This window comes from Ruegeria arenilitoris (assembly GCF_013032855.1).
GTDB lineage: Bacteria > Pseudomonadota > Alphaproteobacteria > Rhodobacterales > Rhodobacteraceae > Ruegeria > Ruegeria arenilitoris.
Map to the genome: position 1 here is coordinate 155,099 of NZ_WQDA01000004.1, position 26,552 is coordinate 181,650.

Here is a 26,552-nt window from a genome sequence, read left to right on the forward strand (position 1 = left end):
CGGCATATGCCAGCGGCCCCACCCAGAGTCAAACCTGCGTCAGGGCGCCAGCGGCAGGAAGCCAAGGACCAGCAGCCCGACCGCAGCGGGCACTCCAAACAGCCAGGCGCGTTTCTGCCAACCCGGGGGCTGTTCTTTCCACAGTTTGCGGAAATTATGCCCGCAGATCACGACCAGAAGGAAGATCACGGCGGCAACCGCAGGAGACAGATGGAGTTGGGTCACGGGGTCCGGTTTTTCCTTGCGACCCGGCGCGGTTGCGCCGGTTTTTGAATTTGCACCCTATACAGGTTTCTCTGCTGCGATAAGGTGGTGAGGACAGCCTGTAGCGTTGAAGGAGGAGACCGCCCATGGCCCCAAGCTCTTACCAGCCCCCGACACGTGGCGACAAGGCCGGGTCAAGCACTTACAGCCAATCCGCCGAGTCGAATTTGTCACATACTAAGACCACTGTCGCCAAATTGCTGGAAGGAAAAGGTGATGCGGTGTTTTCGGTTCGGCCGAATGACACCATCCATTCGGTGGTCGAAATTCTAAAGGAGAAACGCATCGGGGCGGTTGTCGTCACCGATCAGAACGGCGCACTGCAGGGAATCCTGTCCGAGCGGGATATCGTTCGCCGCATGGCGGATACTCCGGGTCAGACGCTGCCACAGTCGGTCGAGGCGCTGATGACACGCGATGTGCGGACCTGCACACCGGACGACCTGCTGATGGATGTGCTGAAGACGATGACCGAGGGGCGATTCCGCCACATACCGGTTCTGCGCGACGGCAAGCTTTGCGGCATGATCACCATCGGAGATGTCGTGCATTTCCGGCTGAAAGAGCTGGAATACGAAGCCCTGCGCATGAAGCAGATGATCGTCGGCTAGATAGTCGCACGTTGTAGTAACGGGCATATGCCCCATAGGACTGACCGCCTGCCTTGGTCTGCTTTCGGGCAGACCCCAGGTCCGAGATGACCAGCACGGTGACCTGCAAGTTCACGCTGGAAAACTCGCGCAGCGCTTGTGCCAACTGGGCGCGGGACGTGGTGGCCGGTGCAACCGACAGAAGGATCGCGTCACAGGCCTGCCCGATTGCCCGGACGTCAGAAACGGCCAAAACCGGCGGGCTGTCGATCAGAATATTGTCGTAGTCTGCCCGCAACCTCTGCGTGAGGTCATGAAAGCGCGAAGACAAAAAATATCCGCGGCGCTGCGTGTGCTGCGCTCGCCCATCAGAACATTGACCGACAACCGGGTGTCGGTACGTAGAAGGTTGCCCAAGGGTGTCCCTCCGGTCAGCGCTGTGACCAGCCCACCGTTCGGGTTGTCTGGAAAATACTACCTGAAAGACAGGCTCCGGATGTCGGCTTCGACCAGCAGAACAGATCGACCGAGCCCCGCCAGGCTTTGCGCGAGGGCAATCGACATCGTGATCTTACCCTCATCCGGTACCGACGAGGTGCACAGAATGACTTGTGGTTGAGCGTCCGAATTTGGTGACAGCACAGACGTTCGCAGGTTTCTGGCCGCTTCCGATAGCGGCGACGTCGAATTTGTCGATAGGTACCCGACCAACCGACTGTGCTGGCGGATCGGTGCCAATCGCAAATGCCCCAGAACCGGTACGCTGGTGACCATCTCCAGATCGGCCCCAGCCGGAACCGCGGATTGCCGGATTTGCTGGACAAGAATGATGCCCAGCCCCAAAGCCGCCCCGGCGATCACCCCAAGAAACATGATCAGACCAGAACGCGGTGCAACTTGTTTACCCGGAGTGGCTGTCGAAATTATGCGGCTGTCCGGCGTTTGTGCGCCCTGTTGGACGGCGGCTTCCTCCAGTCTGGAAATAAAGGTTTCGTGCAGCAACCCGGTTACACGGGCGTCGCGCTCGAACTGGCGCAGTTCGGCTGTCACACTGGCATTCTGGGCGATCAATTCTGAAACACGTTCGGCGAGAGCTATCCTTGCTGCTGCGTCCCTCGTGGCAACCTGCCTTGAAAGGCTGGTGGGAAGGCGACCATGAATGACTTCCTGAACCTCGCCTTTGAAGGGTTCGGGGTCCAAGTCAACAAGTGTCTGGTCCAGTTGGTCAAGCTCTTGAAGACGGCTTTGCAGATTGGCCAACCTTGTTCGGGTTTCGAAAAGGTGCGCGGCCAGTGCTTCGGGGCTGGCGCCCGCAGGACCTTGATGGCGTCCTCCTGCCGGGCGATTTCCTGCTCCAGCCCGGCCACCCGGTCCGACAACCATGAAACAGTTTCGGTTAGTCCTTTGGCTTTTGCATTGATTTGATCCCGAACAAAAAGCTGGGCCAAGGTATCCGCAATCTCAGCCGACTTCTGAGGGCGGTTGGTTGTTGCGCCGATCCGGATGACATCTGAATTCCGGACGTTTTCGATAGATACCACCTGTGTGACGTTTTCCGCGACAATGCCCAGGGCTACGCTATCCGACCGGTTCGCCGGATTTTGCCAAAATACGGTCCAACGCGATGCGAGGATGGCTGGATTGAACTATGGATCATCCTGGAGGTTTAGCTCCAGCGCCGGGCTATGCATCAAACGAGCAGAGCCAAGGATTTCGACTTGGGTATTGATGGCGGAGATGTCGACACCTAGCCCGTCATGGCTTGCGACGGCACGTCGGAATAGCCCGCAGAGCGTGTCAGAACCAACGTCGTTTCGGACCGGAAGCGGGGTTCTATCGCAAAGGGCGAGATCCCCAATCCCAGCAAAAGACCGAGACCCGCGCAGCCGGCGATTGTGTATCTGTCCGGCCATCACAGCCGGGCAAAGGCCAGCAGAACCAAACCGTCCACGGTTTTCTCGCGCCTGTTCGCGCCATGAGGTTTTTCGTCGGTCGTGTTAGGCCTTTGCAAGTGCTTGTGTTCTGTCACCGTTTCTTGGCGTCAATTGCCCTTGAACTCTGCAACCGCCTGCAGCGTCCGCCAAATAATCCAAAATTCGAATGCAAGGCTCGGATTATTGATGTAGTAGTGGTCGGTCCAAAATTTTTCCGAATATCTTCAGGACTTTGTGCGTGCCCGACTTCGGTCTGGGCATAGCCGCTGATTCCGGGGCGGACGCCAAGCCGGGCGCGGTAACCGGGCCATAGGGGCCCCCTGATCTTACCGTGACCAGGCTTCATTGAACGGAGTTTGTAGGCGACAAACGCTCTTCCTCCTCTGCCCATGCGGATCTGGCAAAACAACAAGGGCCCTCGGTTTAGAATGTGGTTCATGACGAGCGACAGGACTGCGCAAACCGCCAGGAGTGGCAACAGGGCCAGAGAAACAGCAACATCCATGAAGCGTTTGGTGATACTGAATGTCAGACCTACGCGTGGCGCGGCAAAACCGGAAAAAGCTGCCTGGGAACCAACAATATCGATGCTCATCCATCCCACCCTGAGCGTCTGATATCGCGTAGGCTCAGCGAGAGTTTCGCTGCGGAATGGTAAATACCGAGCTATTGTTAATAGAGTATTTCGAGATCATCATTTGACCATGGCCATCATGCCCGACCGGCGGTGTCCGAGGCTTCATTGCCGGGGCCGGTTGATACGAATTTGACGATGCCCGGGCTGATGTCTGCCGCCGTGAGCCGACCGGTCGCAAACGCGCCGGTGTCGATCGAAATCACCCGACCACTGACTTTTGGATCTGGGACGATGGTATGCCCGTGCACGACCCATTGGCCATCCGTTCGAGCGGTGGACGGGAAATTGGGGTGCCCCCATAAACAGACATGGCGCGGTTGGACATCGATTGGCAAGGCGGGATCTAGGGCCGCGTGGACGATCGAGACATTCCCGCTTGACCAGGTCAGTGGCCGGTTTTCGAGCCAAGTCAGAACCGGGTCGCCGATCACAGACCGCATATGATGCGAGATTTGGACGGCATCTTCGCCCAATGTCGTTTCGGTTATTCCCGTCAGGCCGAACGACGCGAGTGTCTGAAGCCCACCGTTTCCCAGCCACAAGCGACTGGTCCGCTTGGGTTCCTCGATAAATCGAAGCAGCATCTCTTCATGATTGCCCAGCAGACAAATCACTTCACGCTCGCCGTTTTCCGAAAGATGCCGCAGGTGATGCAAAACCTGAGCACTGTAATCTCCACGGTCGACATAGTCCCCAACAAATACCAGAGGAATGTCCGGATCGAGACGGGTCAGCAGTTGCTGCAACAGGTCCAGCCGTCCGTGAATGTCACCAACGACATAGAACCGCCGATCGGGTGCCAGGGTCTCCAGCAGCGATTCCTGCTCAGGCTCGTTCGTGCCTCGCCTGAGTTTTTTGATCCACGATCCTATCATCAGACCTGTTCCCTATCGCGCTGTGGCCCAGGCAGCAATGGCGGACACGGCCGGCTGACGCGACTGCCGTAGTTGTGAACAACAGGTTATTGAGGCGGGCGCGCAACGCAAGGGTCCTCGGCACTAGAGTGGCCGCCGAAAAACAACAGGAGCTTTCCATGCATTCGATGACTTACAAACCGGCCGCGCAGTGGTCTGTCGAAAACCGCCACGATGCGGCCGCGGACCAAGATATTCTTCTCAGAAACGTGGGTGGTGCATCGATCCGGTTTGAAATCACCGCTGACGATGCCGTCGCTGAATTGGAAGCGGCTTTGAGTCACACGGTTCAAACGGGACGGTCTTTTGCATTGCAGATGAAAGCTGGCGAGCGTCTGTTTGACACGCTCCGAGGGCCGCGCGGGCACGATGTGCGTGCAATTGAGGTCGGTTCTGGCGATGACGCGGACTATCGCCCTTGTGCAGGTTCTGACGGTCTGCACCCCGGATGGTGATGACCCGCGTTCGGTTTTGACGCGCGCGATGCTGGATCGTCAGGGCCAGTCCTCATTGCTGGCCGAGCTGCCCAAATTGTCGGTCAGCGCAACGATGGCCCTGTTCGGTGGCAACGGTGACGTTCAAACCTGGAAGTAAACGGACGGTGTGTCGCTTTCCTTTCTGGATGGAGTTTTGGTCTCAAGCCGGGGATTGGGCGCGGACTTGATGTCGGCGGATGTGAGTGGAACACGCGCCATGCAGGCCGGGGACGACTCGGCGCGCCATATCCGCCTGCACAGCTATCTGGACGGCGAATACCAACCCAGCTTTCGCGCATCTCCAACCAACTGGACAGCGTCGCTCTGCGAGAAGTACCTTTGACGGCTCAGACGGTGCTCATGGAAAACGGGACGACACCCTATCGGCCACGCAGCCTGCCGCAGTCCTCCTATGAAACCGCAGGCACCGGGCCGGCCCACTCTCGATTGGTTGCGCTGCCGGATGGTCCGGCCGTTCCGGATTTCACCCCCGAACACTTGGGTTGCGCGCGCCTCCGCGTGTGAAGGCTCCACCTTTCCACCTGGGACCGGGTGATGTGGTGGCGATCATACGCCCCGCACGGGTTGCCGAACTTGCTGGCGCGGACGCTCAGCCGGATGCCTTCACCTTGCGCGACTATTTGGCCCGACCGGAGTTCCGGCAACTGGTCCTTTTGAACGGGGACGCCGTGTTTGCCGATACCAGCTATGACCTGGACCGGGCTCTTGTGTTTCATAGCGATCAGATCGAAGTCATCAGCCTGAACCGTCAGGCTAAGGGGGCTGACTTAGCCGAACTTGAATAGGAGGTCGGTCTGCGCCGCGCCGAACTGACGGAGTCACGCGGAAATTTCACGGTTCGCAGCCAACTGGGTGCCGAACAGCGCGGCATTGTCGATCGCGGCCCGTATGGAACTGCGCCCCAACGATATTGTTTTCATCCAGGAGCAGCCGATCACGACTTGGGGTCGGGCGCTGGATCAATTTCTACCCTCGCTGGTCAATGCGGGGTTGGACGCGGCAAATGGTTGACGCGCCCCGCCCTGCATCGGAAATGAGGCCCCACCGACCGATAATCCCCTTGACCTTGGCGGCTCGAAAGGGTCCCTGATGGTCGGGATTGTTGATTTGCGTTCGAGGGTTTCATGCAACGGGTATTGATTACGGGCACTGCGGGCTTCATCGGGTTCCACCTGGCCAAGCTGCTGTTGTCCGAAGGGTTTCAGGTCCATGGCTATGACGGGATGACGGATTACTACGACGTCACTCTCAAACAGCGCCGCCATCAGATGCTGTTACAGACGCCCGGCTTCTCGGCAACCGAGGAAATGTTGGAAAACCACGAACGCCTCATGCAGGTTGCAGACGAATTCCAGCCCGAGGTGATCGTTCACCTCGCCGCCCAGGCAGGTGTGCGTTACAGCCTTGAACACCCGCGCAGCTATATCGATTCAAACGTTGTGGGTACGTTCAACGTGATGGAGGTGGCCCGTCAGCACAAGGTCGGGCACCTGCTCATGGCATCTACCTCTTCGGTTTATGGGGCAAACGAAGACATGCCCTTTACCGAGGTGGAAAAGGCCGACACCCAATTGACGATCTATTCTGCCACCAAAAAGGCGAACGAAGCGATGGGACATTCCTATGCCCATCTCTGGGATCTGCCCACGACCATGTTCCGGTTCTTCACCGTATACGGCACCTGGGGCCGTCCAGACCTGGCCCTGTACAAGTTTGTCGATGCAATTCTGGATGGGCGCCCGATCGACATCTACAATCACGGCGAAATGTATCGCGACTTCACCAATGTAAACGACTTGGTGCGCGGGATCCGGTTGTTGATCGATGCGGTCCCCGCCCGTCCGGACAGCCCCGAGGATATCGAGAAGGGTGACAGCCTGTCGCCGGTCGCGCCCTATCGTGTGGTCAACATCGGGAATGGTGACAAGGTGCGTCTCATGGATTTCGTCGAAGCAATCGAGGAAGCCGTGGGCAAGAAGGCGATCCGGAATTACATGCCCATGCAGATGGGTGATGTTCCGGCGACATGGGCCAATACCGACCTACTGCAACGCCTGACCGGGTATCGTCCGCAGACCGATTTCAAGGATGGAATCGCTCAGTTTGTCGAATGGTTCCGCGAATACCACGGCAAATGATCTAGTGACCCGGACCTGACGTATGCTTGAAACGAACCCCAATTCCCGTCGGATCGCCGTGATCGGTCTGGGCTATGTCGGCCTGCCGTTGGCCGCTGCCTTTGGCAAGATCGGACCGGTTCTGGGCTTTGACATCAATCCCACGCGCATCGACGCGCTGCGCCAGGGCAATGACGCCACGCATGAGGTCAGCGAAGACGAGCTGTCCGCCGCCGGGGGTCTTAGGTTTACCACTGACCCCGCTGATCTGGCGGACTGTGACACGTATATCGTGACGGTGCCCACACCGATCACAGCACAAAAACAGCCAGACCTTGCACCGTTGCTGCGCGCCTCAGAAACGGTTGGACGGGTGTTGAAGCCTGGTGATCTGGTTATCTATGAATCAACCGTCTACCCCGGCGCGACCGAGGAAGACTGCGTCCCGATCCTCGAGCGGGAGTCCGGCTTGCGTTTCAACGTGGGTTTCTTTGTCGGGTACAGTCCTGAAAGGATCAATCCCGGCGACAAGGCGCATCGCATCGCCGATATCTGCAAGGTCACGTCGGGATCGACGCCTAAGGCCGCCGATCTGGTGGACGCGCTTTATGCGCGGATCATCACGGCGGGGACGCACAAGGCCGAAAGCATCCGCGTGGCCGAGGCTGCAAAGGTGATCGAGAACACACAGCGCGATCTGAATATCGCCCTGGTGAACGAACTTGCCATGATCTTCGGCCGCCTCGGCATCGACACCGATGCCGTGCTGCGCGCGGCGGGCACCAAATGGAATTTTCTGCCCTTCCGCCCCGGCCTTGTTGGTGGGCATTGCATCGGGGTCGACCCCTACTACCTGACCCACAAAGCCGAGGCCGTTGGCCATCATCCCCAGGTCATTCTGGCAGGGCGGCGCCTGAACGATGGAATGGGCGCATATGTCGTGTCCCAGTTGGTCAAGCGGATGATCCGCGAGCGGATCGAGATGACGGACGCCCGGGTCCTTGTCATGGGGCTGACCTTCAAGGAAAACTGCCCTGATCTGCGGAACACCCGGGTCGTCGACATCGTTCATGAGTTGCAGAGCTACGGCGTGACTGTGGACGTTCACGATCCCCATGCCGATCCGCAAGCCGCACGTGACGAGTATGGGATCGACCTGCTGGAGCAGCCCAAACCCGGCACCTATGACGGTATCGTCCTTGCGGTTGCCCATGACGCATATCTTGCGATGGATCCGGCCGAAATCCGAGCGTTCGGAAAGGCCCGGAATGTCCTGTTCGACGTCAAATCCTGCCTGCCACGCCGCGCCAGTGATCTGAGGCTCTGACCCGCGCCAGCACACTGACATGAGAGACACTCTCTGACTGTGAAACCTCTGTCCGCAAGGTCCGAGGCCCTGTGGGTTGCCGCCGGCCAGTTCAGTCTTCTGGTTGGCGGGCTGGTGCTTGGTCCGCTGTGCTGTGCGTCCTTGCTGTTGTGTCCGCGCTGAATGGCGCAGCGACCACCGCGCTGATTGCGATGGGGAATGCAGCACGTTCTCGTCGGGTGGGCTCAGGGCCTGGGCCTATATCCTGTTGCGATACGTGATCTGGCTGGGATTTTTTGGACAGCTGTCAAGGGCGGCGGTTTTCCCGGCTACGGGGTCTTTGGCATCGACGTCGAGCCGACCGGACGTTGGCGTTGGTAGAACGCTGCATGCGGAGCAACCGCGTTGACCCACCAACGGCAATACGCGGCGTTTTGGGTCTTGATGCTACAAAATTAAACCGGCGCAATTTTGCGCCGGTTTTTTCTTAGCCACCAAAGTCGTCCAGCATGATGTCTTCGCGATCAACACCCAGATCCAGCAGCATGTTGATGACCGACTGGTTCATGATTGGCGGACCGCACATGTAGAATTCGCAGTCTTCGGGCGCCGGGTGGTTCTTGAGGTATTCCTCGAACAGCACGTTGTGGATGAACCCTGTGTAGCCATCCCAATCGTCGCCCGGTTGCGGGTCGGACAAAGCAACGTGCCACTCGAAATTTTCGTTCTCGGCGGCCAGCTGGTCGAAATCTTCAACATAGAACATCTCGCGGCGCGAACGGGCACCGTACCAGAAGGTGATCTTGCGTTTCGTGTTCAGACGCTTGAGCTGGTCGAAGATGTGGCTGCGCATCGGGGCCATGCCCGCGCCGCCACCCACGAACACCATCTCTTTGTCGGTCTCGCGTGCGAAGAATTCCCCGAACGGACCCGAGATCGTAACCTTGTCACCCGGCTTCAGGTTGAAGATGTAGGACGACATCTGCCCGGGCGGAATGCCTTCGGACCCCGGCGGGGGCGAGGCGATCCGCACGTTGAGCATGATGATGCCTTTTTCGTTGGGGTAGTTGGCCATCGAATAGGCGCGCTCGATCGGTTCGGTAACCGTGGATTTGTACTGCCACAGGTTGAACTTGTCCCAATCCTCACGGTATTCCTCGGCGACGTCGAAATCGCTGTAGTCGACCTTGTGAGCCGGGGCGGCGATCTGGATGTACCCGCCCGCGCGGAAATTCACATCCTCGCCTTCGGGAAGTTCCAGCACCAGTTCCTTGATGAAGGTCGCCACGTTGTCATTCGACCGGACGGTGCATTCCCATTTCTTGACGCCAAAGACCTCTTCGGGAACTTCGATCTTCATGTCCTGCTTGACGGCCACCTGGCACGACAGACGGTCACCGCAGGTGGCCTCGCGCTTGGTGATGTGGCTTTCTTCGGTTGGCAGGATCGACCCGCCGCCCTCCAGCACTCGCACCCGGCACTGCGCGCATGTACCGCCCCCGCCGCAAGCCGACGGAACGAACAGCTTTTCGGCTGCCAGCGTCTGCAGCAGCTTGCCGCCGGCAGGAACCGAGATGGTTTTCTCACCGTTGATGGTGATGTTGACGTTGCCCGATGAAACCAGCCGAGACCGGGCCGCCATGATAAGCGCGACCAGGGCCAGAACGATCAGGGTGAAAAGGACAACGCCGAGCGAGAAAGTTTCCATGCCCCTGCCCCTTTACAGTTTGACGCCCGAGAAGGACATGAAGGCCATCGCCATCAGACCTGCGGTGATGAAGGTGATGCCGAGGCCCTGCAGTCCGTCCGGAATGTCGGAATATTTCAGTTTTTCGCGCACGCCCGCCATGGCGGTGATCGCCAGCGCCCAACCAAAGCCCGAGGACAGGCCATAGGTTGCGGCCTCGGCAAAGTTGTAGTCGCGCTCGACCATGAACAGCGAGCCGCCCAGGATGGCGCAGTTCACCGTGATCAGCGGCAGGAAGATACCCAGCGCGTTGTAAAGCGGCGGGAAATACTTGTCCAAAACCATCTCGAGGATCTGCACCATCGCCGCGATCACGCCGATATATGAAATCAGGCCGAGAAAGGTCAGGTCCACATCCGGGAACCCGGCCCACGCCAGCGCACCCGGCTTGAGCAGGTAGTTCAGCAACAGGTTGTTGGCCGGAACGGTGATGGCCTGCACGACCATGACCGAGATCCCGAGCCCCAGCGCCGTCGAGATTTTTTTCGACACGGCGATGAAGGTACACATGCCCAGGAAAAAGCTGAGCGCGAGATTTTCGACGAAGATGGCCTTTACGGCCAGTGAGATGAGACCTTCCATCAGTGCGCCTCTACCTGCTGGATCTTGTATTCACGTTCCTCGACCTGGTTCGGCTTCCACGTGCGGAAGGCCCAGATGATCAGGCCGATGATGAAAAAGGCCGACGGCGGCAGCAGCAGCAAGCCGTTGGGCACGTACCAGCCGCCATTGTTCACGGTTTCCAGGATGGTCACCCCGAACAGAGAGCCCGAGCCGAACAGCTCGCGGACGACGCCGACCAGCATCAGGATCAGGCCATAACCCATGCCGTTGCCCAAGCCGTCGATGAAGGACGCCACGGGCGGGTTCTTCATGGCAAAGGCCTCGGCCCGGCCCATCACGATGCAGTTGGTGATGATGAGGCCCACGAAAACCGACAGCGTCTTCGAGATCTCGAAGGCATAGGCCTTGAGGATCTGGTCGACCAGGATCACCAGAGACGCGATGATGACCATCTGTACGATGATCCGGATCGAGCCAGGGATCTGGTTGCGCAGGCATGAGATGAAGAAGGACGAAAACGCCGTCACGAACATCACCGCCAGCGACATCACGAAGGCCACCTGCAGCGACGAAGTTACCGCCAGCGCCGAGCAGATGCCCAGCACCTGCAACGTGATCGGGTTGTTGTCGACAAGCGGGTCGACCAGCAGATCTTTCTTGGTCTGTGACATCAGATCTCTCCTGCTTGCAGCTTGGCCAGGAACGGAGCATAGCCCGCGTCTCCCATCCAGAATTTCACCAGGTTGTCGACGCCGACCGTCGTCAGGGTCGCGCCGGCCAGCGCATCGATATAGAAGTCAGGCCCTGCGGCGGGCATCGTTTTGGCGACCGTGATCTGCAGATCACCCGCATCGTCACGCAGCTTCTTGCCGCTCCAGAGGGCTTTCCAGCGCGGGTTGTCCACCTCGGCCCCCAGGCCCGGCGTTTCGCCGTGCTGGTAGAATTGCAGCCCGAAGATGTCGTTGCCATTCGCTTCGAGCGCGATGAAGCCATAGAGCGTGGACCACAGACCATAGCCGTGGACCGGCAGGATCACCTTGTCCAGCGCGCCGTTTTCGTCGCGCAGCAGGTAGATCACGCGGTATTTCGCCTTGCGGCCGATGCCGGCAGGGTCGTCGGCAAGCGGCTCGCTCAACTCGGGGTCACTGGCGGCGGCAATGTCGTCGAACGTGGCCGGGTCGAACTGGTCGTCGACGAATTCACCCGTCGCCAGCTCCAGCACATGCGGTTCGAAAGCGGCAAAAGCCTCGGCCACGTCGATGCCCGGCTCATAGACCCCCGCGACCTGCAGAACGTTGATCTGCTTGTCCTTGAGCTTGTTGGCCTCTTGCACCGGGCGCAGGCTGACCGCCGCTGCCGACACGATCATCGAAGCGACCAGGCACACGGCGACCGCGATGAAGATCGTCTTGCCTACCGAGTCCGGCGAGGCCGCCAGGAACCGGGCGATGGCGCCTTTGGGTTCAGGGGATTGCGTATCAGACATGGCGACGCGCCCTCCGTTTGATGTTTGCCTGAACGACGAAATGGTCGATCAGCGGCGCAAAGACGTTGCCGAACAGGATGGCCAGCATCATGCCTTCGGGGAAGGCCGGGTTCACCACCCGGATCATCACGACCATGACCCCGATCAGCGCGCCATAGATATAGCGGCCCATATTGGTGTGGCTGGCCGAGACCGGCTCGGTCACCATGAAGGCCAGACCGAACGCATAACCGCCCAGCACGACGTGCCAGTACCAAGGCATCGCGAACATCGGGTTGGTGTCCGACCCGATCAGGTTCAGCAGCAGGGTAAAGCCGATGGTCCCTGCCAGACAGCCCACGATCAGGCGGTAGTTGGCAATCTTGGTCATCAGCAGGAAGGCCAGCCCGATCATGCATGCCAGGGTCGATGTCTCACCAAAGCTGCCCTGGATCGAGCCGAAGAAGGCGTTCCACCATGTGATGCCCTCGGCCGCCAGCGCCTGATAGCCGTCAGCGGCCGAAACGGCCAGCGCGGTCGCGCCGGAAAAGCCGTCGACCGGGGTCCAGACCGCGTCGCCCGACATGGATGCGGGATAGGCGAAATACAGGAAGGCGCGCCCCACCAGCGCGGGGTTGAGGAAGTTCTTGCCGGTGCCCCCGAACACTTCCTTGCCGATGACCACACCAAAGATGATCCCCAGCGCCACCTGCCACAGCGGCGCGGTGGCCGGCATGATCAGCGTATACAGCATCGAGGTGACAAGAAAGCCTTCGTTCACTTCATGCCCGCGCACGGTGGCGAAAATCACCTCGAAGGTGCCGCCCGCGACCAGCGTGACTATGTAGATCGGCAGGAAATACATCAGCCCGTGCATCACGTTGGCAAAGATGCTGGACGGGTCCAGAGAAATGCCCAAGGCCTGCAGGACGGCGATGCGCCAACCGGTTGCCGACTCCGGGCCCAGCGTCGCGATTGCCGAGTTGGCCTGGAACCCGGTATTGTACATGCCCCACAGGATGCAGGGGATCGTGGCGATCACGACATAGGTCATGATCCGCTTCATATCCACGTAGGACCGCGCGTGCGGTGCCACGGATGTTACGGTTTTCGGAGTGTAGATGAAGCTTTCCACCATCTCGTAGATGGGGAAGAACTTCTCGTACTTGCCGCCCTTGGTGAAGTTCGGCTCGATCCGGTCAAAGAAGCTGCGCAAACCCATGTGGATCAGCCCTCCTTTTCAATCTTGGTCAGGCAGTCGCGCAGCGCCAGCCCGTATTCATACTTGGCCGGACAGGCAAAGCCCACAAGGCCCAAATCCTCTTCATCCAGCTCCAGCGCGCCCAGGGCCTGCGCCGTGTCGGTATCCATCACCAACAGCGCCCGCAGCAGTTGCGTCGGCAGGTAATCCTGCGGCATGAGCTCTTCGAAGGTACCGGTGGGCACCATGGCGCGGCGGCCACCGTTCAGGTTCGACGTGAAAGCGAACAGCTTTTTGGCAAAGGCCGAACCCAGAACCGGCTGCACCGCGTATTTCGACGGCATCGGACGGATCCAGCCCATCGGGATCTGGTCGTGATCCTCGCGGATGATGCAGATCTGGCGCGCGAAGCGTCCCAGATAAGCGAACGGCCCGGTGGCGTGACGCCCCGACAGGACCGAGCCGGAAATGACGCGGGCCTCGCCGTCGACATTTATCTCGTCGCGGGTCAGATCCTCGGTCGAGGCCCCCATGACGGTGCGGATCAGACGCGGCTGACGCGCGCCAGGGCCGGTCAGGGCCACCACAACGTTCGGGTCCAGATGGCCCGACTGCAGCAGCCGCCCGATGGCGATCACGTCCTGATAGCCGATGGTCCAGACGGTTTTCGCGGCGGTCACGGGTTCGAGGAAATGGATATGCGTCCCGGCCAGGCCTGCCGGATGGGGGCCGCTGAAGGCCGCGGCCTCGACGCCCGGCAGATCGGCGCCGGGGATCGTGTCGCCATCCTTCTGGCACAGATAGGTCTTGCCTTCGGTCAGCTTGACTACGGCGGCCAGACCGGCGGCAAAGGCCTCGGCCGCGTCATTGATGATCAGCGCGGCATCGGCGGCCAGCGGCTCGCTGTCCATGGCGGTGACGAAAATCGCGGCGGGCGCGGTGCCCGGTTGCGGCATCTTGGAATAGGGCCGCGTGCGGAACGCGGTCCACAGGCCGGCGGCGCACAGCTTGGCGGTGAGGCCCTGCGCGGTCTCGGCATCGCCCACGCCCGAGAAATCGACGCCGGGGTCGTTGGGGTCCGACACTTCGATCACAACGCTCTGCAACACGCGCCGCGCGCCGCGGTTGATGGCCACGACCTTGCCGGTCAGCGGCGCCACCATCATCGCCTCGGGCGCATCCTTGTGGCAGAACAGCGGCGCGCCGCGCTGGACGTTGTCCCCTTCCTGCACCAGCATCCGTGGTTTGAGCCCGATATAGTCTCCACCCAGCACGCCAACCGAAGAATATGCTGGCCCTGGCTGAATGACCTGTTCAGGCGATCCCTCGATCGGAAGGTCCAGTCCCTTTTTCAGTTTGAAAGTTTGCATGTCGCTACGTTCTTCCAAGCCTTTTTCTTGCGCCCGTCATACAGGGCCCTTTGTTTTGGGCACTGAATAGCGCGGAGTTTCGTAAAGCCCGTCGTAAAAACGACGAGGACCGGCCGAAATCCGCGGGCGTCTCTCTGATTACGGCCCCTTTACGCGGCGAAGCGGCCAAACGCAAACCTGTTACCGCCCAAATCGCGTGCCGTGTAGCTATTTTTACCCGAAACCTCGGGTGGAGTACCAAAAACTTGGTAGGAAATTTCGTGTCGCACGGATGGCCCTGCTGATATAAGCAGCCGGAATGGAGAATACCGATCTTGAGATTTTTCTGGTCGCGACACCCGGTCTGGAGGCTCCCCTCCTCGCCGAAGCGCAGGAGGCCGGATTCGCTGAGGCCCGGCTGGCGCCCGGTGGTGTCACGGTTCGTGGCAACCTGCGCGAGGTCTGGCGTGCCAATCTCCAGTTGCGCGGGGCCAACAAGGTATTGGTTCGGGTGGGTTCGTTCCCGGCTGTGCATCTGGCTCAGCTGGACAAGCGGGCACGAAAGTTTCCGTGGGGAGATTTTCTGAAACCCGACGTCCCGGTTCGGGTTGAGGCCACTAGCCGAAAATCCCGCATCTATCATGCCGGCGCCGCACGGCAACGGATTGAAGGCGCAATCTCTGACACGTTGGGGGCTCCGATCTCGTCCGAGGCGACGGTCCGTGTTCTGCTGCGAATCGAGAAAGACATCTGCACACTTTCCCTCGACAGTTCCGGAGAAGCGCTGCACAAGCGCGGGCACAAGGAAGCGGTCGCCAAGGCTCCCATGCGCGAAACGATGGCGGCGATGTTTCTGCGCAATTGCGGCTTTGACGGATCGGAGCCGGTGCTGGACCCGATGTGCGGCTCGGGCACTTTCGTGATCGAAGCCGCGCAGATCGCGATGGGCCTGCCGCCCGGCCGCGCCAGAGCCTTTGCTTTTCAGGACTTTGCCGGATTCGATCCCAAGGCTTGGGCAGAACTCCGCGCCGACTGGGTCGCGACGCAGACAGATACCGTGTTCCATGGCTCGGACCGGAATGACGGGGCGATCGCGGCCGCGCAGGCGAATGCCAGCCGCGCCAGGGTGGACGGCGCTACACAATTCCAAAAACGCGCAGTCGCTGACCTGAAACCGCCCATGGGCGGGCCGGGCCTGGTAATCGTCAACCCACCGTATGGGGCACGCATCGGCGACGAAAAACGCCTGCGGTCGCTGTATGGCAGCTTTGGCAAAGTGATGTTGTCCAGGTTTTCAGGCTGGCGTGTCGGCGTCGTCACCAGCAACCAGTCCCTGGCGCGCGCCACCCGCCTGCCGTTGCTCCCGCCGGGTCCGATCGTCGATCATGGCGGCACGAAGATCCGCCTCTATCAAACCGAGGCCCTGCCCTGACCCGTCAATTCCTGCGGGTCCAAGCGGCAGAGTCAGTTCGGACAAAAAGCACACAGAATCCCTCTTGCGCATCAAATCCACTGGGTATAGATCACGCGCCACGGTCGGAGTGTAGCTCAGCCTGGTAGAGCACTGTCTTCGGGAGGCAGGGGTCGGAGGTTCGAATCCTCTCACTCCGACCAATAAAATCAATCAGTTAAATACGAATGAACTGCGCCGCCGCCGCAGCATACCCGGATTTTGTCCGGATTATTCTGTTTTCAGGGTCTGGTTTCCGAAGAAAAGTGAAAGAAAAACCGCTGAGGGGGCGGCCACCCACCTCAACGGTAATGCAAATTTATCTGCACGAACGGAATACCAAATTCGCAGCCGGTCCGCAATCGCGGGAGGCGCATATGTCTAGGCTCAATCGCTTTGAATGGCTCAAGGCCGTTCTGCAATGCGCTGACCTCAACTCGTCAACTAAGGTAGTTGCCTCAGCGCTTTCGGTACAGTTCGCCAACGACAGGACCGGCCAACTCAATCCCTCACTAAAAACGCTTGATGAGTTCCTGGTCGGAATGTCGCTAGCAACCATCAAACGCTGCCTCAAACAGCTTGTCGAGTTCGGTTGGCTGTTTCGAACTGAAGGGCGTGGCGCAGGCAATCACACAGAATACGACCTTCGCTCCCCAACAAAAATCATCCCGTTTCGCCGGAGGAAAAAGGATGCACCGATGAGCCTTTCAGAAGGGCGAAAGGGTTCGCCCGTGAGAGACAAAGGGCGCATGGGTGATCTTTCCTATATAAAGAAAGAACAATCCATAGAACAAAACCTCGCGCTTGAGCCGGATCTGCCGAATGGTGGGCCATCCGACTCGGCGCGCGTGGGCAGTGCGCAACCCGAATTCGTCTCGCGCCAATCTTTCGGCTGCCGCCAATGGGAGCAGTTCACCGAACGAATGTTTGGTGCTTGGATCGACCGGGTACTTCCTGAAGCCATCGAAAACAACGAGCGCGGCTACTGGCTCCCCGGCAGGTTCCCTCCAACGAACAAGAACGAGTGGCCCGTGTTGCGCAGCTGGCTCATCACCGAAGGCTGGACCCTGTTTGCACCATCGAAGCAGGAACTGTGCCATGCGGTCTGAGCAAAGAGCAAGGCGACCCATGTCATACGCTGGCGCTGCTGACACGGGACCTTGCGAGGGGTGGCAAGCCTCCCCTTCGAACCCCACCGGCGGAGGCACGCCGCCCGCCAAAGCGCCGCTCACCGAGACCTTCGTCTTTCGATGTAGCGTTGCTGAGAAGGCTGAGCTTCGCGCCAAAGCCGAAGCTGCCGGAGTATCTGCCGCGACCCTCTTGCGCGAAGCCTTGGGTCTGACGGAAGCACGTCGTCGCAAGCCTGCGCCTCGCGTCGACCCCGCTCTGGTCCTGGCACTAGGGCGCATTGGCGGTAACCTCAACCAGGTTGCGCGGGTTGTGAATCGGGCGCTTTTGATTGGTCGGGTTGACATGGATACGCTGGCCGTCGCCCGACAACTGGTTGTGATTGAACGCCAGCTTACCAAGATCCTTGATGAGGCACGACAATGCTGATCAAGTTCTTTCCCAATGGCAAAGGCGCGGGTGCTGGTCCAGTTGGCTATCTCGTCACGCGTGAGGTCTTGGCCTATGACTCCAATCGCGATCTAATCCGCGATGCTGATGGCCAGCCCATGACGGTCATACGCGATCCTTTGCCTGAAGTGCTGCGCGGCGATTCCACCCGCACCGAGGCCCTGATCGACGCCAGTCGCAATCAGTGGACCTACCGCGCGGGCGTCATCAGCTTTGCCAGCGAGGACGCACCCACCGAAGCCCAGCAGGTCGAAGTCATGAACGCCTTCGAGGCACTGGCATTCGCTGGTATGGACAGTGAGCAATTCGACTTGCTCTGGGTCCGGCACAGCCACGAAGACCGAGTTGAGCTGCATTTCTGTACACCGCGTTTGGAGCTGACAACCGGTAAAAGCCTCAACATCGCGCCACCTGGCTATCGGACAGCCTATGACAGTCTGCGCGACTTAATGAACAAGACGCACGACTGGGCCGATCCGATGGATCTGGAACGCACACAGGAGGTTCAAGCCACCGTTGAGGCCCCAACTAGGGCACAGGGCCGCGAAGAACTCCACGAATGGATCTTAGACCAGATCAGCATCGGCACCATCACCGACCGCGCAAGCATGGTCGATGCCCTGACCGACGCAGGTTTCGATATCCCCCGCGTAAGCAAAAATTACATCACGGCCAAAGACCCCGACACAGGCGAACGCTGGCGATTGAAAGGAGAGATTTTCCATGACGACTGGCAAGCCGACCCGGCTGAGCGAGAAATTGAACGCGGACTTGGACAAGATCCGAAAAGAGCACGCCGCCTTGATGGATTCTCAATTGCAGAGCTTCAGGAGCGATATTCAAGCATGTGTAACACTCGCGCGGAATACAATCGAAGCCGATACCCGCACGTTTTTGGATTGGAGCGGGACGACCTGGCAGAGTCACATCGACAAGATCAAATTCCTGATTCAGATCTCACCTTGGGCGGTGATAACGGCCTGTATGGTGTTGATCGCAGCAACCTTAGGACTGACTTTTCTGTGGAGCTGGAAACTCTCAACGATAGCCGCCTCGACGCAGCTAGAGAGGTTGGGCATCCAGGCGGTACTTCACGAGGGAGCGACTTATTTGATCCTGCCGCCAGAAACATCAAGCATGCGCACCTGTTCGGTGGCGAGCCGATTGGTTTCTTGCATCAGAGTGGAGCCAAACTAGATGGACCAATCCCTGACAGCCTTGGAGCGAGATTTGCTCGCGTGCGTCGAGCAGTTGGTGACGGCTTGCGAGACCTCCGCCTCGGAATTGCGCAATTTGGAAGAACGCTCGACGACCGGGATCGAGGCCAGGCTAAATGGCTTAACGCAGTGCATCGAGCTGCTGATGAAATCACATCTCAAGTCCGTAGCTACATTGGCCGACTTGCTGACCGAAGAACAGAACTACACCACGCTGGAAGAGAACTTGCAGACGAGTTTGAAGCTAGCGAGAGCCGCCGAAACTCTGCTGCAAGAGAGCTGAATCATGGGCTGCTTGAACGAGACCAAGACTACGGCTTCCATCTTTGATCTGAAGGAATGACGATGCCCACTCATCACGAACGCTTCACCATGAGCTTCCGCCAATCCTGCGCCTGCGGGATTGACTACAGAGAATTTGAAAGAGTCGACTCGCTACCGAAAGGCATTCCACTAGTTGCAATTGCAGGGGTTTGGGGCGATTGCTACAACTTACGGTGTCTGTTTATGGACACTGACGGAAATCAGTATTTGCGGAATGTGTTCAGGACCAAAAACGGCTACTTGATACCAGAACTTGGGGTCGATGCGAAAATGATCAAAATAGGCCAAGTTGTTCTAGCCTAGCGCTCAACTGCGTATTCTCAGTGAATTGACGCCTGAATCCCAATAAAACTGCCGCCCAATCCCGTTAAGAACGTGCATCCAGACCGATGACCCTCGATCGCCGTGCCACAGGCTACTTGGCAGGAAGGCCACCAAGCAGACCTTCGCTGCGGTGGCGGCACTGATCATCACCAATGGCAGCAACGGTGCAAAAGTAGACTTTGCATATGCGCAGAAAGCAGACTTTGCAAAGTCCGGTTGACCACATTGTCCACCAAAGGCGACAGTTCTGCTTCGCGACTGGGCTATACATAGCCCTCAAAGCGTATTGTTTGCGGGACTTCAGTTGCACCGTTTTCCTGAGCGAGTAGGGCGCGTGCTGACGAAAAGGTAGCAAGCGCAAAAAGAACAAGAAGGGCCTTTATCATCGTAGCGCCTCGGATCCGGGTTTTGAACTTGGGCCGGGGTTCACAAATGATCGCCCCGGCCAGCGTCAGGACAAACGAGGTAGTTCTTGCCCTGAAACATCGTACTTTCGTCTAGTTGAGAAGATCACCGACGATGCCGACGGCATCGACAACGGTAGACAGATCATTCGTAACTTCGAGGACTTCGCCATCGACCTGAATGTAGCGGTTTCCTTTGCCGGGCTCCCCCAGCTTCCATTTGGAAAGGTCCCCAATTTCTTCGAACTCCAGATCAGATGGGAGCTTGGCACCGCGCGTGTAGCGCTTGATCTGGCCAGGCGGCACAGCCTTTGGGCCTTTGCCGGGTTTGTCTTCGATCTGAATGCTGACATCACCGTTCTTGCCCCCCTTGTTCGGCTTTTTACCCTTGTTGTCTTTGGCATGGGCATCGCCGCCTCCAAGGATGAAAAACACAACTGCTAAGGCTGCGAGAATTCCGTAGGCGATCTTCATAGATTGTTCCTTTGCTTCCCAACTTCATTCGACCGGCGTTGAAAATTCCGGCACGCGCTTGATCTCTCTTAGTTGCCCTTTGGCACACCCCTTAGTGACTGCCTTCACCCCGCATTAGAAAACTATCCGGGTTCTTAGACCGAACAGGGTAATCCGGTCCTGATCGGGATTTAGAAGCGGGTCGGAAATGAATTGTACCGATGGCGTGATCTGCAATCCGGGTGAGATTGAAAAACGGTAGAAAGCTTCAAGCGTGAACTGATCGCCATCTATGCCTCTTGCTTCGGCCCAGTTTAGGCCCAGACCGGCCAAATCGGTGTTGCGACCATAGTAACCGAGACCGGCAGAAATCGACCGTTCATAAAGCGCTGCGGTCCCCTTCGAGGCCCCAGCCCGAAAGAACGGCATCCACTTATTGTCAACAAACCATGCGGCAGAAAACGCAGCGCCGTAATCTTCTGGACGGCTACCATCGTCAGCCGCATCCGCATGCCAGAGAGTCACATGGACATTGTCAAAATAGATGCGATCAAAGCCGGACGTGTACCCAAGCTCGAGTGATTTGAAGAGATTGCCATCGCTAAACACATCAAAATTTGGATCGGACGGGTCGGCGTTTGCGTCTGAGATGCTCGTAATAGCGTAGAAGTTTTCGCTCAGCTTTATCCCGCCAGCAATTCCAAGGCCTTGATTGGGCGCGTTGATTGTCGGATTGGTGTTGAAAGACAGGTTCTGAAAACCACTGTAGGGGCTCACCAACCCGTAGATATCCACAAAGTCCGTTACATCGATCTGCCCGACTTGCAGCGTCCACGAGCCGTCCTCGGCCCTTTGGGTCCAGAACAGGTTGGTCAGCAGCAAACCATTATCGTTGAAGGCTGTCCCCGTGATAGAAAGCGCTCCGCCATCCAGACCGAGAAATTGCGGGGCAACATCCGTGTAACTGTGCCGGTCTTCGATCTTGAATGTCAGAGAACCCTGTTCAGTTGCCTGCCAACTGCCGTAGAACCGCGCAATTCCGCTGGCTGCTTCGCCGGTTCCCAGATCAGCATCCGTGGTTTGGCCCAATGCCAGGTAGTCAATGTTGAACCGAAAACCACCCTCAGCCAGTCGGTCTTTCCACTGAAACCAACCCGGTGCGATGTTGCGTGGAAAATCGGAACGATATTGCGGATCGGTGAGCCCGTCTCCGGGCGCAAGATCAGCTTCGACTGAAGATGGCCCGGATAGTCCCTGAGCCGACGCTGCGCCAGCAAAAGCAATGCTCAATGCGGCAACCAGAAGTCTTATCATTTTGACGCCTGTGCCCCACCGGTCTTGCGATTTCCCGCCGCGCGGATGCGATCAGCAGCACGCTGCTGCCATTCCAACCTGTCTGCCTCGGTTTCCAGAGTTTCGACACGTTCCGTCTCTAGCTGGAAAGTCGCATTCATAGGCATGAGGCCGTCAACAACCATCATATTCTGAACAGAAGGATCGATGGTCAGCGTGCCTGTCAGCCGAACGGGTTCGTGGAAATAGCTAGGCGCCCAGTCCCCGTTCAACCGCACACGGATCATCTGGTTAGGCGGAGGTGGAGGCATGTGGCTGCACATCCCTCTTTCTGGCACCAAATACGCCACAGGCCGGCCGTCCGGATCGCTCGGAGCAGGAATGGCAAAGCCCGCGAGTGTGATTGTTCGGCCGTCGAATTGCGCGTTTCCGCTCGTTCCAGCCTTTCTTCGCCGCTCAGTCACGACCTCTCGCTGATCGAGTAGCCAGTCGACATCAATCCCATCAGCCGCCAAGGCATCCTCAGTCTCGGTCAGAAGCTCTTGCCATTTCTGCCTCTCTTCTTCGCTGCCACTATCCTGCTGTAACCTGCCGCGCAGCCGTACGACGTAAAGGACATCGTCGAATTGTTCGGCGCTAAGTTCGCGATAGGGGTCTTCAAAGACCTGCGCAGACGGATCTGGCAGGTCTGCCCAGTCCAACGCGGTTCCAGGCGTCGCCGCAGCATCATAACCGCACAAAACCAACCCTGCGAATACTGCGGAGCAAAACCAATTTCGCATGAATGCTCTCCGGCTGCTTTATCTGGTCAATCCAGTGTGTTTTTGTAGATCACACCGTCCTTCATGATCAGGCGGATTGTTTCCGGGCTGTCCGGCCTCGGGTCCGCACCAAACCACTGATCACCTGTTCCAACGACCGAGAAGTCTTCGAGGGGGTTGCCGTCTATCAGTAGGATGTCGGCATAGGCGCCTTCTTCGATCACACCCAGTTTGCCTTCTGGATAGGGGTTCATGAAATCACCGCTAAGTGCCGCGATCTCGCCGCCTACCGAAGTCAAGGTTACCATCGACGCATAGGGGCCGAAGAAATGGTTGTTCAGATGCTTCTCGTAGGCGATCTGAATGTTGCACGCCTCGACTGAGCCCACGCAATCGGTTTGGAACCCGCGCGGCGCCGGGCATTCCTTCATGCTGGGAATATAGGCTTCGAAGGTCGCCGAGGCCGATTTGGCTTTCCTCAAACTGTTAGGGTTGTTTTTCACGGACGGAACGTCAAGAAGGCCCGGATCAAATGCCGTGATGTTCGTCGTGATGTACGCTCCTTTTTCTTTCATCAAAGCAGAAATTTCGCAGTCAAAGTGAAATCCGTGTTCAATGGTTCTAACCCCTGCATTCAGGGCATTGATGATCGCTTCTTTGCGGTAGGAATGTGCCATGACATAGGTGCCGTACTCGTTGGCAACCTGAACAGCAGCCTCGATCTCTTCCTTCGAACCGGCGAGCAACTGCCATGGATCGAATGCCGAAATCACCCCACCTGATTGCATGAACTTCAGTTGCGTGGCACCCATGCGCAAGTTGTTACGGCCATACATGTAAATTTCGTCAACACCGTTGACCTGTTGGGCCATATTCAGAGTGCCAAAGTTGGTCACCCCGCCCGGCGGAGATGTGAAAGATGCGAAGTCGGCATGGCCGCCGCGCGTCCCGAGAAATGCGCCGGAAGGATAAAAGCGGGGGCCGACGATCTGGCCTGCGTCTATGGCACGCCGCAGCCCGCCACCAGCGCCCCCGGCATCGCGAACGGTCGTGAAGCCCTGCATCAGGTACATTTCGGCCATCCGTGTCCCGTGGATGGCGAAATCCTCCCAGGTCGAGTTGGTTTCCATCTCGGCAATCGATGGCCCCATGAGCATCAGGTGCGCGTGATTCTCGATAAAGCCCGGTGTCAGAGTGCGTCCGCCACCGTCGATAACCTTCGCACTCGGCGCATCAATGGCATCGGTTGAGACGGACTTGATCAGATTGCCCTCGACCAGAACACTGGCATTCTCAATGCGTTGCTCATTCACACCGTCGAAGACATGCACGTTGGTAAACAGCGTTTGGGGTTCTTCTTGATCCTGAGCCTGCGCGGTCGTCGAAAAAGAAAGAACTGCCGCGACAATTGCCGTCGAGCAAAGAGACATTCGTAAGCCGGACATAAGTACTCCCTTCATATTCATGTTTTGCCAACTATAGTCTGGAATTCATTGGCTCGGTTGCCCCTTTTGAATTAGGATGTGCGAATGTGACTGCAAAAATGGCCACTTCTTAAAGCTAATCCAGACAAGGGTTATGAGCTTGCCTTTCAACTCCACCTCCCGAGAGCATAGCGAGGGCTTTATTCGCCTCTCTTTAGCTGCTCCGTTTCTGCAATATCTCACCGAACGTAAGATCAATCCGCAACCAGCATTGGATCAGGTCGGCTTGAAAGCCGAACTGTTGACTAACCCATCCGTGTTCGTTCACTCAGAGTTGGTTTACGGCTTGGTAAATGCTTTCTCAGAAGTGTCAGGAGATCGATACCTTGGACTGAATGTAGGGGAGACGTTTGACCTGCAAGAGTGGCCTCCATTCGCTCAAGCCCTGCAAACTACAAAAACGCTGTTCGAGTTTTTTACCCGCTTTGTTGGGCTTGTACCGCAGGAGTCCAATTCTGTGCGGCACAGCCTTATCATTGAAGCGGACAAAGCGACTTATCGTATCGATAGGCAACAGGAACCAACAGTCCCGCCCATTCAGGTAACCGGTTTTGGTGCTGCAATCTATGTACGCCTGTTGCAGACCGTCGTCGGCGATTCCTGGGACTCTTCGCGTGTGCGATGGGAAAGCAGATACATCAATGGTTTGCCTGTCAACTACAAAGGGATCGAGGTTGGCCTTGGAACCGATCCCGGAATGCAAATTAGTTTTCCTGTGGAATGGTTGTTTTTGCACCATGTCTCTGACGGCTCTGCCAAGCCGATGGTCTCACCGCGACAAGATGAAGAAGTAACTGTGGTGGCTGCTTTGCGCTCTGTCTTGCGCGGCAAACTGGATGAAACCGATTTGGGGCCGGAGATGGTGGCCGAGTTGCTGGGAATACAGCCGGAACGGTTCCTGAAAGCGCTTCAACAACAAGGCACAACGTTACCGCGCGAAATCAAACGGCTGCGTATCGATGTCGCCAAGGAGCACCTCAAAGATGACCAGATGACAATTGCGGAGATTGGTCTGATGCTCGGCTATTCTGACAAGTCCCATTTCACTCGCTTTTTCCGAAGTCAGACCGGAATGACACCGACCAAGTTCCGAAGCAAGTAAATGTGGTCGAGCCAAATGAACGCTTCGAAGATTAGGTCCTCGTGGGATCAGTTCGGAGAAGTTGTAGTGCGACGTTGAACAGGTTAGTCGACGACACGAATGGTTGGTTGCCACCGCCGATACAACCTCTGCAACTGGCCGTTTCGTTGTGTATTTCGGAGTTAGCAAAGCTTGGTTGCGAAGGTCCGGTTTGGGCTGCCACCAGCCAATCATGCTTGCCGCAGAGAAAGGCCGCATCGAGCCCAATCTACCGATGCTGCAGCTAGTTCGAATGGGCGTGATGAGCACAGAACGGACGTCCCCGGGTTTGATCACTCCTCCCGCCGACTCCTGAGAAGAGGCAATAATACACACGCATAAGCCACCTATGAATTTACATCTAAGAAGCTTTCGTTGGAACGGAGGTCACTAAATTCGAGCCTGGCTTCAACTCTCCACCTGTAAACAATTGTACATGATCCAAAATTCTTTTCAGTTTTTTGCTATTAGGCCTGTCGGTACAAATCATCACTACAAACAAGGCGAATTTTGGCTTGGATCGTTTCTCTGCCCCTGTTTCGCCGATGACAAGGAGGAAAGAAATGTTCAAGATTTCAGCGGGTCTCGGGTGCGTATTTGCTGCGGCAATCACCGCTTCGGCGGCCCAGGCAAACGAATGCGGCGAAGTATCACTGATGCAGGCCGATTGGGGGTCAGCGCAAATTGTGACCGCGGTCTCGAAGTTTCTGATGGAGCAAGGCTATGGTTGCGAAGTGACCACGGTTCCGCTCTCGAGCAACCCTGCGCTGGCATCCGTATCCGAGACCGGAGAGCCCGATATTCTGACTGAAATCTGGACAAACGGCGCGCCGGCTTACCAAGGGCTGGTTGATTCAGGTGCGATCATTCCTGTGACCGAAGTTTTGTCAGATGGCGGTGTCGAAGGGTTCTTTGTTCCGAACTACCTTATGGAAGAGCATCCGGAACTGGCAACAATTGAAGGCATCGCAGCCAACCCCGAACTCGTCGGAAATCGCTTTCACAACTGCCCCGAGGGATGGACCTGTCTAAATGTCAGCACCAACCTGATGAAGGCAGGCGGGCTGATTGATGCAGGCATTGAAAACTTCGTGCATGGATCAGGCGAAACCCTTGCGGCTTCGATCGCTGCCGCCTACGAAAACAAAGAGCCATGGTTCGGCTTTTATTGGGCACCAACATCGGTACTGGGCAAATACCCGATGACCCTGGTCGATATGGGCCCCCATGACCCTGAAAAGCACGCCTGCAACATCACAGCGGAATGCGCGACGCCAGAAATGAGCGCCTTCCCCCGCAGTGAAGTCGTTACAGTTCTGTCGAAAGAATTCATGGCCGAAAACACAGCAGTGTCTGACCTGATGACAAATCTATCCTTCACCAACGCACAGATGGGCGAAACGCTGGCATGGGTTGAAGACAACAATGCCTCCTACGATGAAGGCGCGGTGCATTTCCTAACAACCTACAAGGATGTCTGGGGGGCGTGGCTTAACGATGCTGCGCGCGAAAAACTTTCCGCCTTGCTGCAGTAAACTGCATGGACAGGGGCATCCTCA

28 protein-coding genes and 1 tRNA gene are annotated in these 26,552 nt (G+C 57.7%); 15 read left to right on the top strand and 14 right to left on the bottom strand.

From position 1 onward, the window contains the following. Window positions 1-39: 39 nt before the first annotated feature. Window positions 40-225 carry a hypothetical protein gene (locus GOW72_RS14340; protein ID WP_170367295.1) on the bottom strand — a complete coding sequence of 62 codons (186 nt, stop codon included), beginning with the start codon at window positions 223-225 and terminating at the stop codon, window positions 40-42. A 125-nt stretch (window positions 226-350) separates the two neighbouring features. On the opposite strand from GOW72_RS14340, the gene GOW72_RS14345 reads away from it, so the two are divergent. Further along, window positions 351-875 (top strand): CBS domain-containing protein, encoded by a 525-nt coding sequence (locus GOW72_RS14345; protein ID WP_170367296.1) that lies wholly within the window; start codon window positions 351-353, stop codon window positions 873-875. Window positions 876-961: 86 nt separating this feature from the next. Then, window positions 962-1,141: a hypothetical protein gene (locus tag GOW72_RS14350; RefSeq protein WP_170367297.1), complete on the top strand. Its 180-nt coding sequence runs from the start codon at window positions 962-964 to the stop codon at window positions 1,139-1,141. A gap of 187 nt (window positions 1,142-1,328) precedes the next feature. On the opposite strand, the gene GOW72_RS14355 is transcribed toward GOW72_RS14350, so the two are convergent. The 3 genes from GOW72_RS14355 to GOW72_RS14365 all read right to left on the bottom strand — a co-directional run bounded on the left by GOW72_RS14355 (window position 1,329) and on the right by GOW72_RS14365 (window position 4,300). Then, window positions 1,329-2,114: a GNVR domain-containing protein gene (locus GOW72_RS14355; protein ID WP_170367298.1), complete on the bottom strand. Its 786-nt coding sequence runs from the start codon at window positions 2,112-2,114 to the stop codon at window positions 1,329-1,331. Between the two features lie 765 nt (window positions 2,115-2,879). After that, window positions 2,880-3,383 (bottom strand): sugar transferase, encoded by a 504-nt coding sequence (locus GOW72_RS14360; RefSeq protein WP_170367299.1) that lies wholly within the window; start codon window positions 3,381-3,383, stop codon window positions 2,880-2,882. A 116-nt stretch (window positions 3,384-3,499) separates the two neighbouring features. Then, the gene (locus GOW72_RS14365; RefSeq protein WP_170367300.1) at window positions 3,500-4,300 is read right to left on the bottom strand and encodes a metallophosphoesterase family protein; all 801 of its coding nucleotides are present in this window, start codon (window positions 4,298-4,300) and stop codon (window positions 3,500-3,502) included. Window positions 4,301-4,428: 128 nt separating this feature from the next. On the opposite strand from GOW72_RS14365, the gene GOW72_RS14370 reads away from it, so the two are divergent. From GOW72_RS14370 to tviB, 6 genes are all read left to right on the top strand, one after another. Beyond that, window positions 4,429-4,794 carry a hypothetical protein gene (locus GOW72_RS14370; protein ID WP_170367301.1) on the top strand — a complete coding sequence of 122 codons (366 nt, stop codon included), beginning with the start codon at window positions 4,429-4,431 and terminating at the stop codon, window positions 4,792-4,794. 148 nt (window positions 4,795-4,942) lie between these two features. Beyond that, a complete protein-coding gene (locus GOW72_RS14375) occupies window positions 4,943-5,158 on the top strand; it encodes a hypothetical protein (RefSeq protein ID WP_170367302.1) in 216 nt (71 codons plus the stop codon). Between the two features lie 217 nt (window positions 5,159-5,375). Next, window positions 5,376-5,621 carry a hypothetical protein gene (locus GOW72_RS14380; RefSeq protein ID WP_170367303.1) on the top strand — a complete coding sequence of 82 codons (246 nt, stop codon included), beginning with the start codon at window positions 5,376-5,378 and terminating at the stop codon, window positions 5,619-5,621. A gap of 103 nt (window positions 5,622-5,724) precedes the next feature. Further along, entirely contained in the window at window positions 5,725-5,847 is a 123-nt protein-coding gene (locus GOW72_RS19060) for a hypothetical protein (RefSeq protein ID WP_280525659.1), read from the top strand. Between the two features lie 113 nt (window positions 5,848-5,960). Next, window positions 5,961-6,974: a GDP-mannose 4,6-dehydratase gene (locus GOW72_RS14385; RefSeq protein WP_170367304.1), complete on the top strand. Its 1,014-nt coding sequence runs from the start codon at window positions 5,961-5,963 to the stop codon at window positions 6,972-6,974. Between the two features lie 22 nt (window positions 6,975-6,996). Further along, on the top strand, window positions 6,997-8,280 hold the full coding sequence (gene tviB, locus GOW72_RS14390; protein WP_170367305.1) for a Vi polysaccharide biosynthesis UDP-N-acetylglucosamine C-6 dehydrogenase TviB: 1,284 nt from the start codon (window positions 6,997-6,999) through the stop codon (window positions 8,278-8,280). 466 nt (window positions 8,281-8,746) lie between these two features. Here the strand turns inward: tviB and nqrF are convergent, their stop codons facing one another. Genes nqrF through GOW72_RS14420 form a run of 6 tightly spaced genes read right to left on the bottom strand, consistent with a single transcriptional unit; the run spans window position 8,747 to window position 14,606 of the window. Next, window positions 8,747-9,967 carry an NADH:ubiquinone reductase (Na(+)-transporting) subunit F gene (gene nqrF / locus GOW72_RS14395; RefSeq protein ID WP_170341483.1) on the bottom strand — a complete coding sequence of 407 codons (1,221 nt, stop codon included), beginning with the start codon at window positions 9,965-9,967 and terminating at the stop codon, window positions 8,747-8,749. A gap of 12 nt (window positions 9,968-9,979) precedes the next feature. Beyond that, complete coding sequence (nqrE, locus tag GOW72_RS14400; protein WP_050603817.1) at window positions 9,980-10,588, bottom strand: NADH:ubiquinone reductase (Na(+)-transporting) subunit E; 609 nt, start codon at window positions 10,586-10,588, stop codon at window positions 9,980-9,982. Next, window positions 10,588-11,241, bottom strand: a complete 654-nt coding sequence (locus tag GOW72_RS14405; protein WP_170341437.1) for an NADH:ubiquinone reductase (Na(+)-transporting) subunit D — start codon at window positions 11,239-11,241, stop codon at window positions 10,588-10,590. Before GOW72_RS14405 ends, nqrE begins: the two co-directional genes overlap by 1 nt. Then, window positions 11,241-12,056 carry a Na(+)-translocating NADH-quinone reductase subunit C gene (locus GOW72_RS14410; RefSeq protein WP_170359420.1) on the bottom strand — a complete coding sequence of 272 codons (816 nt, stop codon included), beginning with the start codon at window positions 12,054-12,056 and terminating at the stop codon, window positions 11,241-11,243. The genes GOW72_RS14405 and GOW72_RS14410 overlap by 1 nt, the downstream gene beginning before the upstream one ends. Continuing rightward, window positions 12,049-13,257 (bottom strand): NADH:ubiquinone reductase (Na(+)-transporting) subunit B, encoded by a 1,209-nt coding sequence (locus GOW72_RS14415; RefSeq protein ID WP_170367306.1) that lies wholly within the window; start codon window positions 13,255-13,257, stop codon window positions 12,049-12,051. The genes GOW72_RS14410 and GOW72_RS14415 overlap by 8 nt, the downstream gene beginning before the upstream one ends. A gap of 5 nt (window positions 13,258-13,262) precedes the next feature. Further along, window positions 13,263-14,606, bottom strand: a complete 1,344-nt coding sequence (locus GOW72_RS14420) for a Na(+)-translocating NADH-quinone reductase subunit A (protein WP_170367307.1) — start codon at window positions 14,604-14,606, stop codon at window positions 13,263-13,265. A 298-nt stretch (window positions 14,607-14,904) separates the two neighbouring features. On the opposite strand from GOW72_RS14420, the gene GOW72_RS14425 reads away from it, so the two are divergent. The 5 genes from GOW72_RS14425 (at window position 14,905) to GOW72_RS14445 (ending at window position 19,160) form a co-directional block, all read left to right on the top strand. After that, the gene (locus GOW72_RS14425; protein ID WP_170367308.1) at window positions 14,905-16,017 is read left to right on the top strand and encodes a THUMP domain-containing class I SAM-dependent RNA methyltransferase; all 1,113 of its coding nucleotides are present in this window, start codon (window positions 14,905-14,907) and stop codon (window positions 16,015-16,017) included. 105 nt (window positions 16,018-16,122) lie between these two features. Beyond that, window positions 16,123-16,199: transfer RNA gene (locus GOW72_RS14430), tRNA-Pro, on the top strand. Between the two features lie 24 nt (window positions 16,200-16,223). Then, the gene (locus GOW72_RS14435; RefSeq protein ID WP_170367309.1) at window positions 16,224-17,144 is read left to right on the top strand and encodes a helix-turn-helix domain-containing protein; all 921 of its coding nucleotides are present in this window, start codon (window positions 16,224-16,226) and stop codon (window positions 17,142-17,144) included. A gap of 19 nt (window positions 17,145-17,163) precedes the next feature. Beyond that, on the top strand, window positions 17,164-17,592 hold the full coding sequence (locus GOW72_RS19135; RefSeq protein ID WP_082643591.1) for a plasmid mobilization protein: 429 nt from the start codon (window positions 17,164-17,166) through the stop codon (window positions 17,590-17,592). Beyond that, on the top strand, window positions 17,586-19,160 hold the full coding sequence (locus tag GOW72_RS14445; RefSeq protein ID WP_170367310.1) for a relaxase family protein: 1,575 nt from the start codon (window positions 17,586-17,588) through the stop codon (window positions 19,158-19,160). Before GOW72_RS19135 ends, GOW72_RS14445 begins: the two co-directional genes overlap by 7 nt. 815 nt (window positions 19,161-19,975) lie before the next feature. Here GOW72_RS14445 and GOW72_RS14450 read toward each other — a convergent pair. From GOW72_RS14450 to GOW72_RS14465, 4 genes are all read right to left on the bottom strand, one after another. Then, window positions 19,976-20,356 (bottom strand): hypothetical protein, encoded by a 381-nt coding sequence (locus GOW72_RS14450; RefSeq protein ID WP_170367311.1) that lies wholly within the window; start codon window positions 20,354-20,356, stop codon window positions 19,976-19,978. Window positions 20,357-20,470: 114 nt separating this feature from the next. Then, on the bottom strand, window positions 20,471-21,649 hold the full coding sequence (locus GOW72_RS14455) for a carbohydrate porin (protein ID WP_170367312.1): 1,179 nt from the start codon (window positions 21,647-21,649) through the stop codon (window positions 20,471-20,473). Continuing rightward, on the bottom strand, window positions 21,646-22,410 hold the full coding sequence (locus GOW72_RS14460) for a DUF3299 domain-containing protein (RefSeq protein ID WP_170367313.1): 765 nt from the start codon (window positions 22,408-22,410) through the stop codon (window positions 21,646-21,648). The genes GOW72_RS14455 and GOW72_RS14460 overlap by 4 nt, the downstream gene beginning before the upstream one ends. Window positions 22,411-22,436: 26 nt before the next feature. Beyond that, the gene (locus tag GOW72_RS14465; protein ID WP_244952440.1) at window positions 22,437-23,819 is read right to left on the bottom strand and encodes an amidohydrolase family protein; all 1,383 of its coding nucleotides are present in this window, start codon (window positions 23,817-23,819) and stop codon (window positions 22,437-22,439) included. Between the two features lie 148 nt (window positions 23,820-23,967). On the opposite strand from GOW72_RS14465, the gene GOW72_RS14470 reads away from it, so the two are divergent. Further along, window positions 23,968-24,975, top strand: a complete 1,008-nt coding sequence (locus tag GOW72_RS14470; protein ID WP_170367315.1) for an AraC family transcriptional regulator — start codon at window positions 23,968-23,970, stop codon at window positions 24,973-24,975. A 581-nt stretch (window positions 24,976-25,556) separates the two neighbouring features. Then, on the top strand, window positions 25,557-26,528 hold the full coding sequence (locus GOW72_RS14475; RefSeq protein WP_170367316.1) for an ABC transporter substrate-binding protein: 972 nt from the start codon (window positions 25,557-25,559) through the stop codon (window positions 26,526-26,528). Window positions 26,529-26,552: the final 24 nt, after the last annotated feature.

Coding starts and splice junctions, on each gene's coding strand:
- GOW72_RS14345 (WP_170367296.1), top strand. CDS start 351: ATGGCCCCAAGCTCTTACCAGCCCCCGACACGTGGCGACAAGGCCGGG.
- GOW72_RS14350 (WP_170367297.1), top strand. CDS start 962: ATGACCAGCACGGTGACCTGCAAGTTCACGCTGGAAAACTCGCGCAGC.
- GOW72_RS14360 (WP_170367299.1), bottom strand. CDS start 3,383: ATGAGCATCGATATTGTTGGTTCCCAGGCAGCTTTTTCCGGTTTTGCC.
- GOW72_RS14365 (WP_170367300.1), bottom strand. CDS start 4,300: ATGATAGGATCGTGGATCAAAAAACTCAGGCGAGGCACGAACGAGCCT.
- GOW72_RS19060 (WP_280525659.1), top strand. CDS start 5,725: ATGGAACTGCGCCCCAACGATATTGTTTTCATCCAGGAGCAGCCGATC.
- GOW72_RS14385 (WP_170367304.1), top strand. CDS start 5,961: ATGCAACGGGTATTGATTACGGGCACTGCGGGCTTCATCGGGTTCCAC.
- tviB (WP_170367305.1), top strand. CDS start 6,997: ATGCTTGAAACGAACCCCAATTCCCGTCGGATCGCCGTGATCGGTCTG.
- nqrF (WP_170341483.1), bottom strand. CDS start 9,967: ATGGAAACTTTCTCGCTCGGCGTTGTCCTTTTCACCCTGATCGTTCTG.
- nqrE (WP_050603817.1), bottom strand. CDS start 10,588: ATGGAAGGTCTCATCTCACTGGCCGTAAAGGCCATCTTCGTCGAAAAT.
- GOW72_RS14405 (WP_170341437.1), bottom strand. CDS start 11,241: ATGTCACAGACCAAGAAAGATCTGCTGGTCGACCCGCTTGTCGACAAC.
- GOW72_RS14410 (WP_170359420.1), bottom strand. CDS start 12,056: ATGTCTGATACGCAATCCCCTGAACCCAAAGGCGCCATCGCCCGGTTC.
- GOW72_RS14415 (WP_170367306.1), bottom strand. CDS start 13,257: ATGGGTTTGCGCAGCTTCTTTGACCGGATCGAGCCGAACTTCACCAAG.
- GOW72_RS14420 (WP_170367307.1), bottom strand. CDS start 14,606: ATGCAAACTTTCAAACTGAAAAAGGGACTGGACCTTCCGATCGAGGGA.
- GOW72_RS14425 (WP_170367308.1), top strand. CDS start 14,905: ATGGAGAATACCGATCTTGAGATTTTTCTGGTCGCGACACCCGGTCTG.
- GOW72_RS14435 (WP_170367309.1), top strand. CDS start 16,224: ATGAACTGCGCCGCCGCCGCAGCATACCCGGATTTTGTCCGGATTATT.
- GOW72_RS19135 (WP_082643591.1), top strand. CDS start 17,164: ATGTCATACGCTGGCGCTGCTGACACGGGACCTTGCGAGGGGTGGCAA.
- GOW72_RS14445 (WP_170367310.1), top strand. CDS start 17,586: ATGCTGATCAAGTTCTTTCCCAATGGCAAAGGCGCGGGTGCTGGTCCA.
- GOW72_RS14450 (WP_170367311.1), bottom strand. CDS start 20,356: ATGAAGATCGCCTACGGAATTCTCGCAGCCTTAGCAGTTGTGTTTTTC.
- GOW72_RS14455 (WP_170367312.1), bottom strand. CDS start 21,649: ATGATAAGACTTCTGGTTGCCGCATTGAGCATTGCTTTTGCTGGCGCA.
- GOW72_RS14460 (WP_170367313.1), bottom strand. CDS start 22,410: ATGCGAAATTGGTTTTGCTCCGCAGTATTCGCAGGGTTGGTTTTGTGC.
- GOW72_RS14465 (WP_244952440.1), bottom strand. CDS start 23,819: ATGTCTCTTTGCTCGACGGCAATTGTCGCGGCAGTTCTTTCTTTTTCG.
- GOW72_RS14470 (WP_170367315.1), top strand. CDS start 23,968: ATGAGCTTGCCTTTCAACTCCACCTCCCGAGAGCATAGCGAGGGCTTT.
- GOW72_RS14475 (WP_170367316.1), top strand. CDS start 25,557: ATGTTCAAGATTTCAGCGGGTCTCGGGTGCGTATTTGCTGCGGCAATC.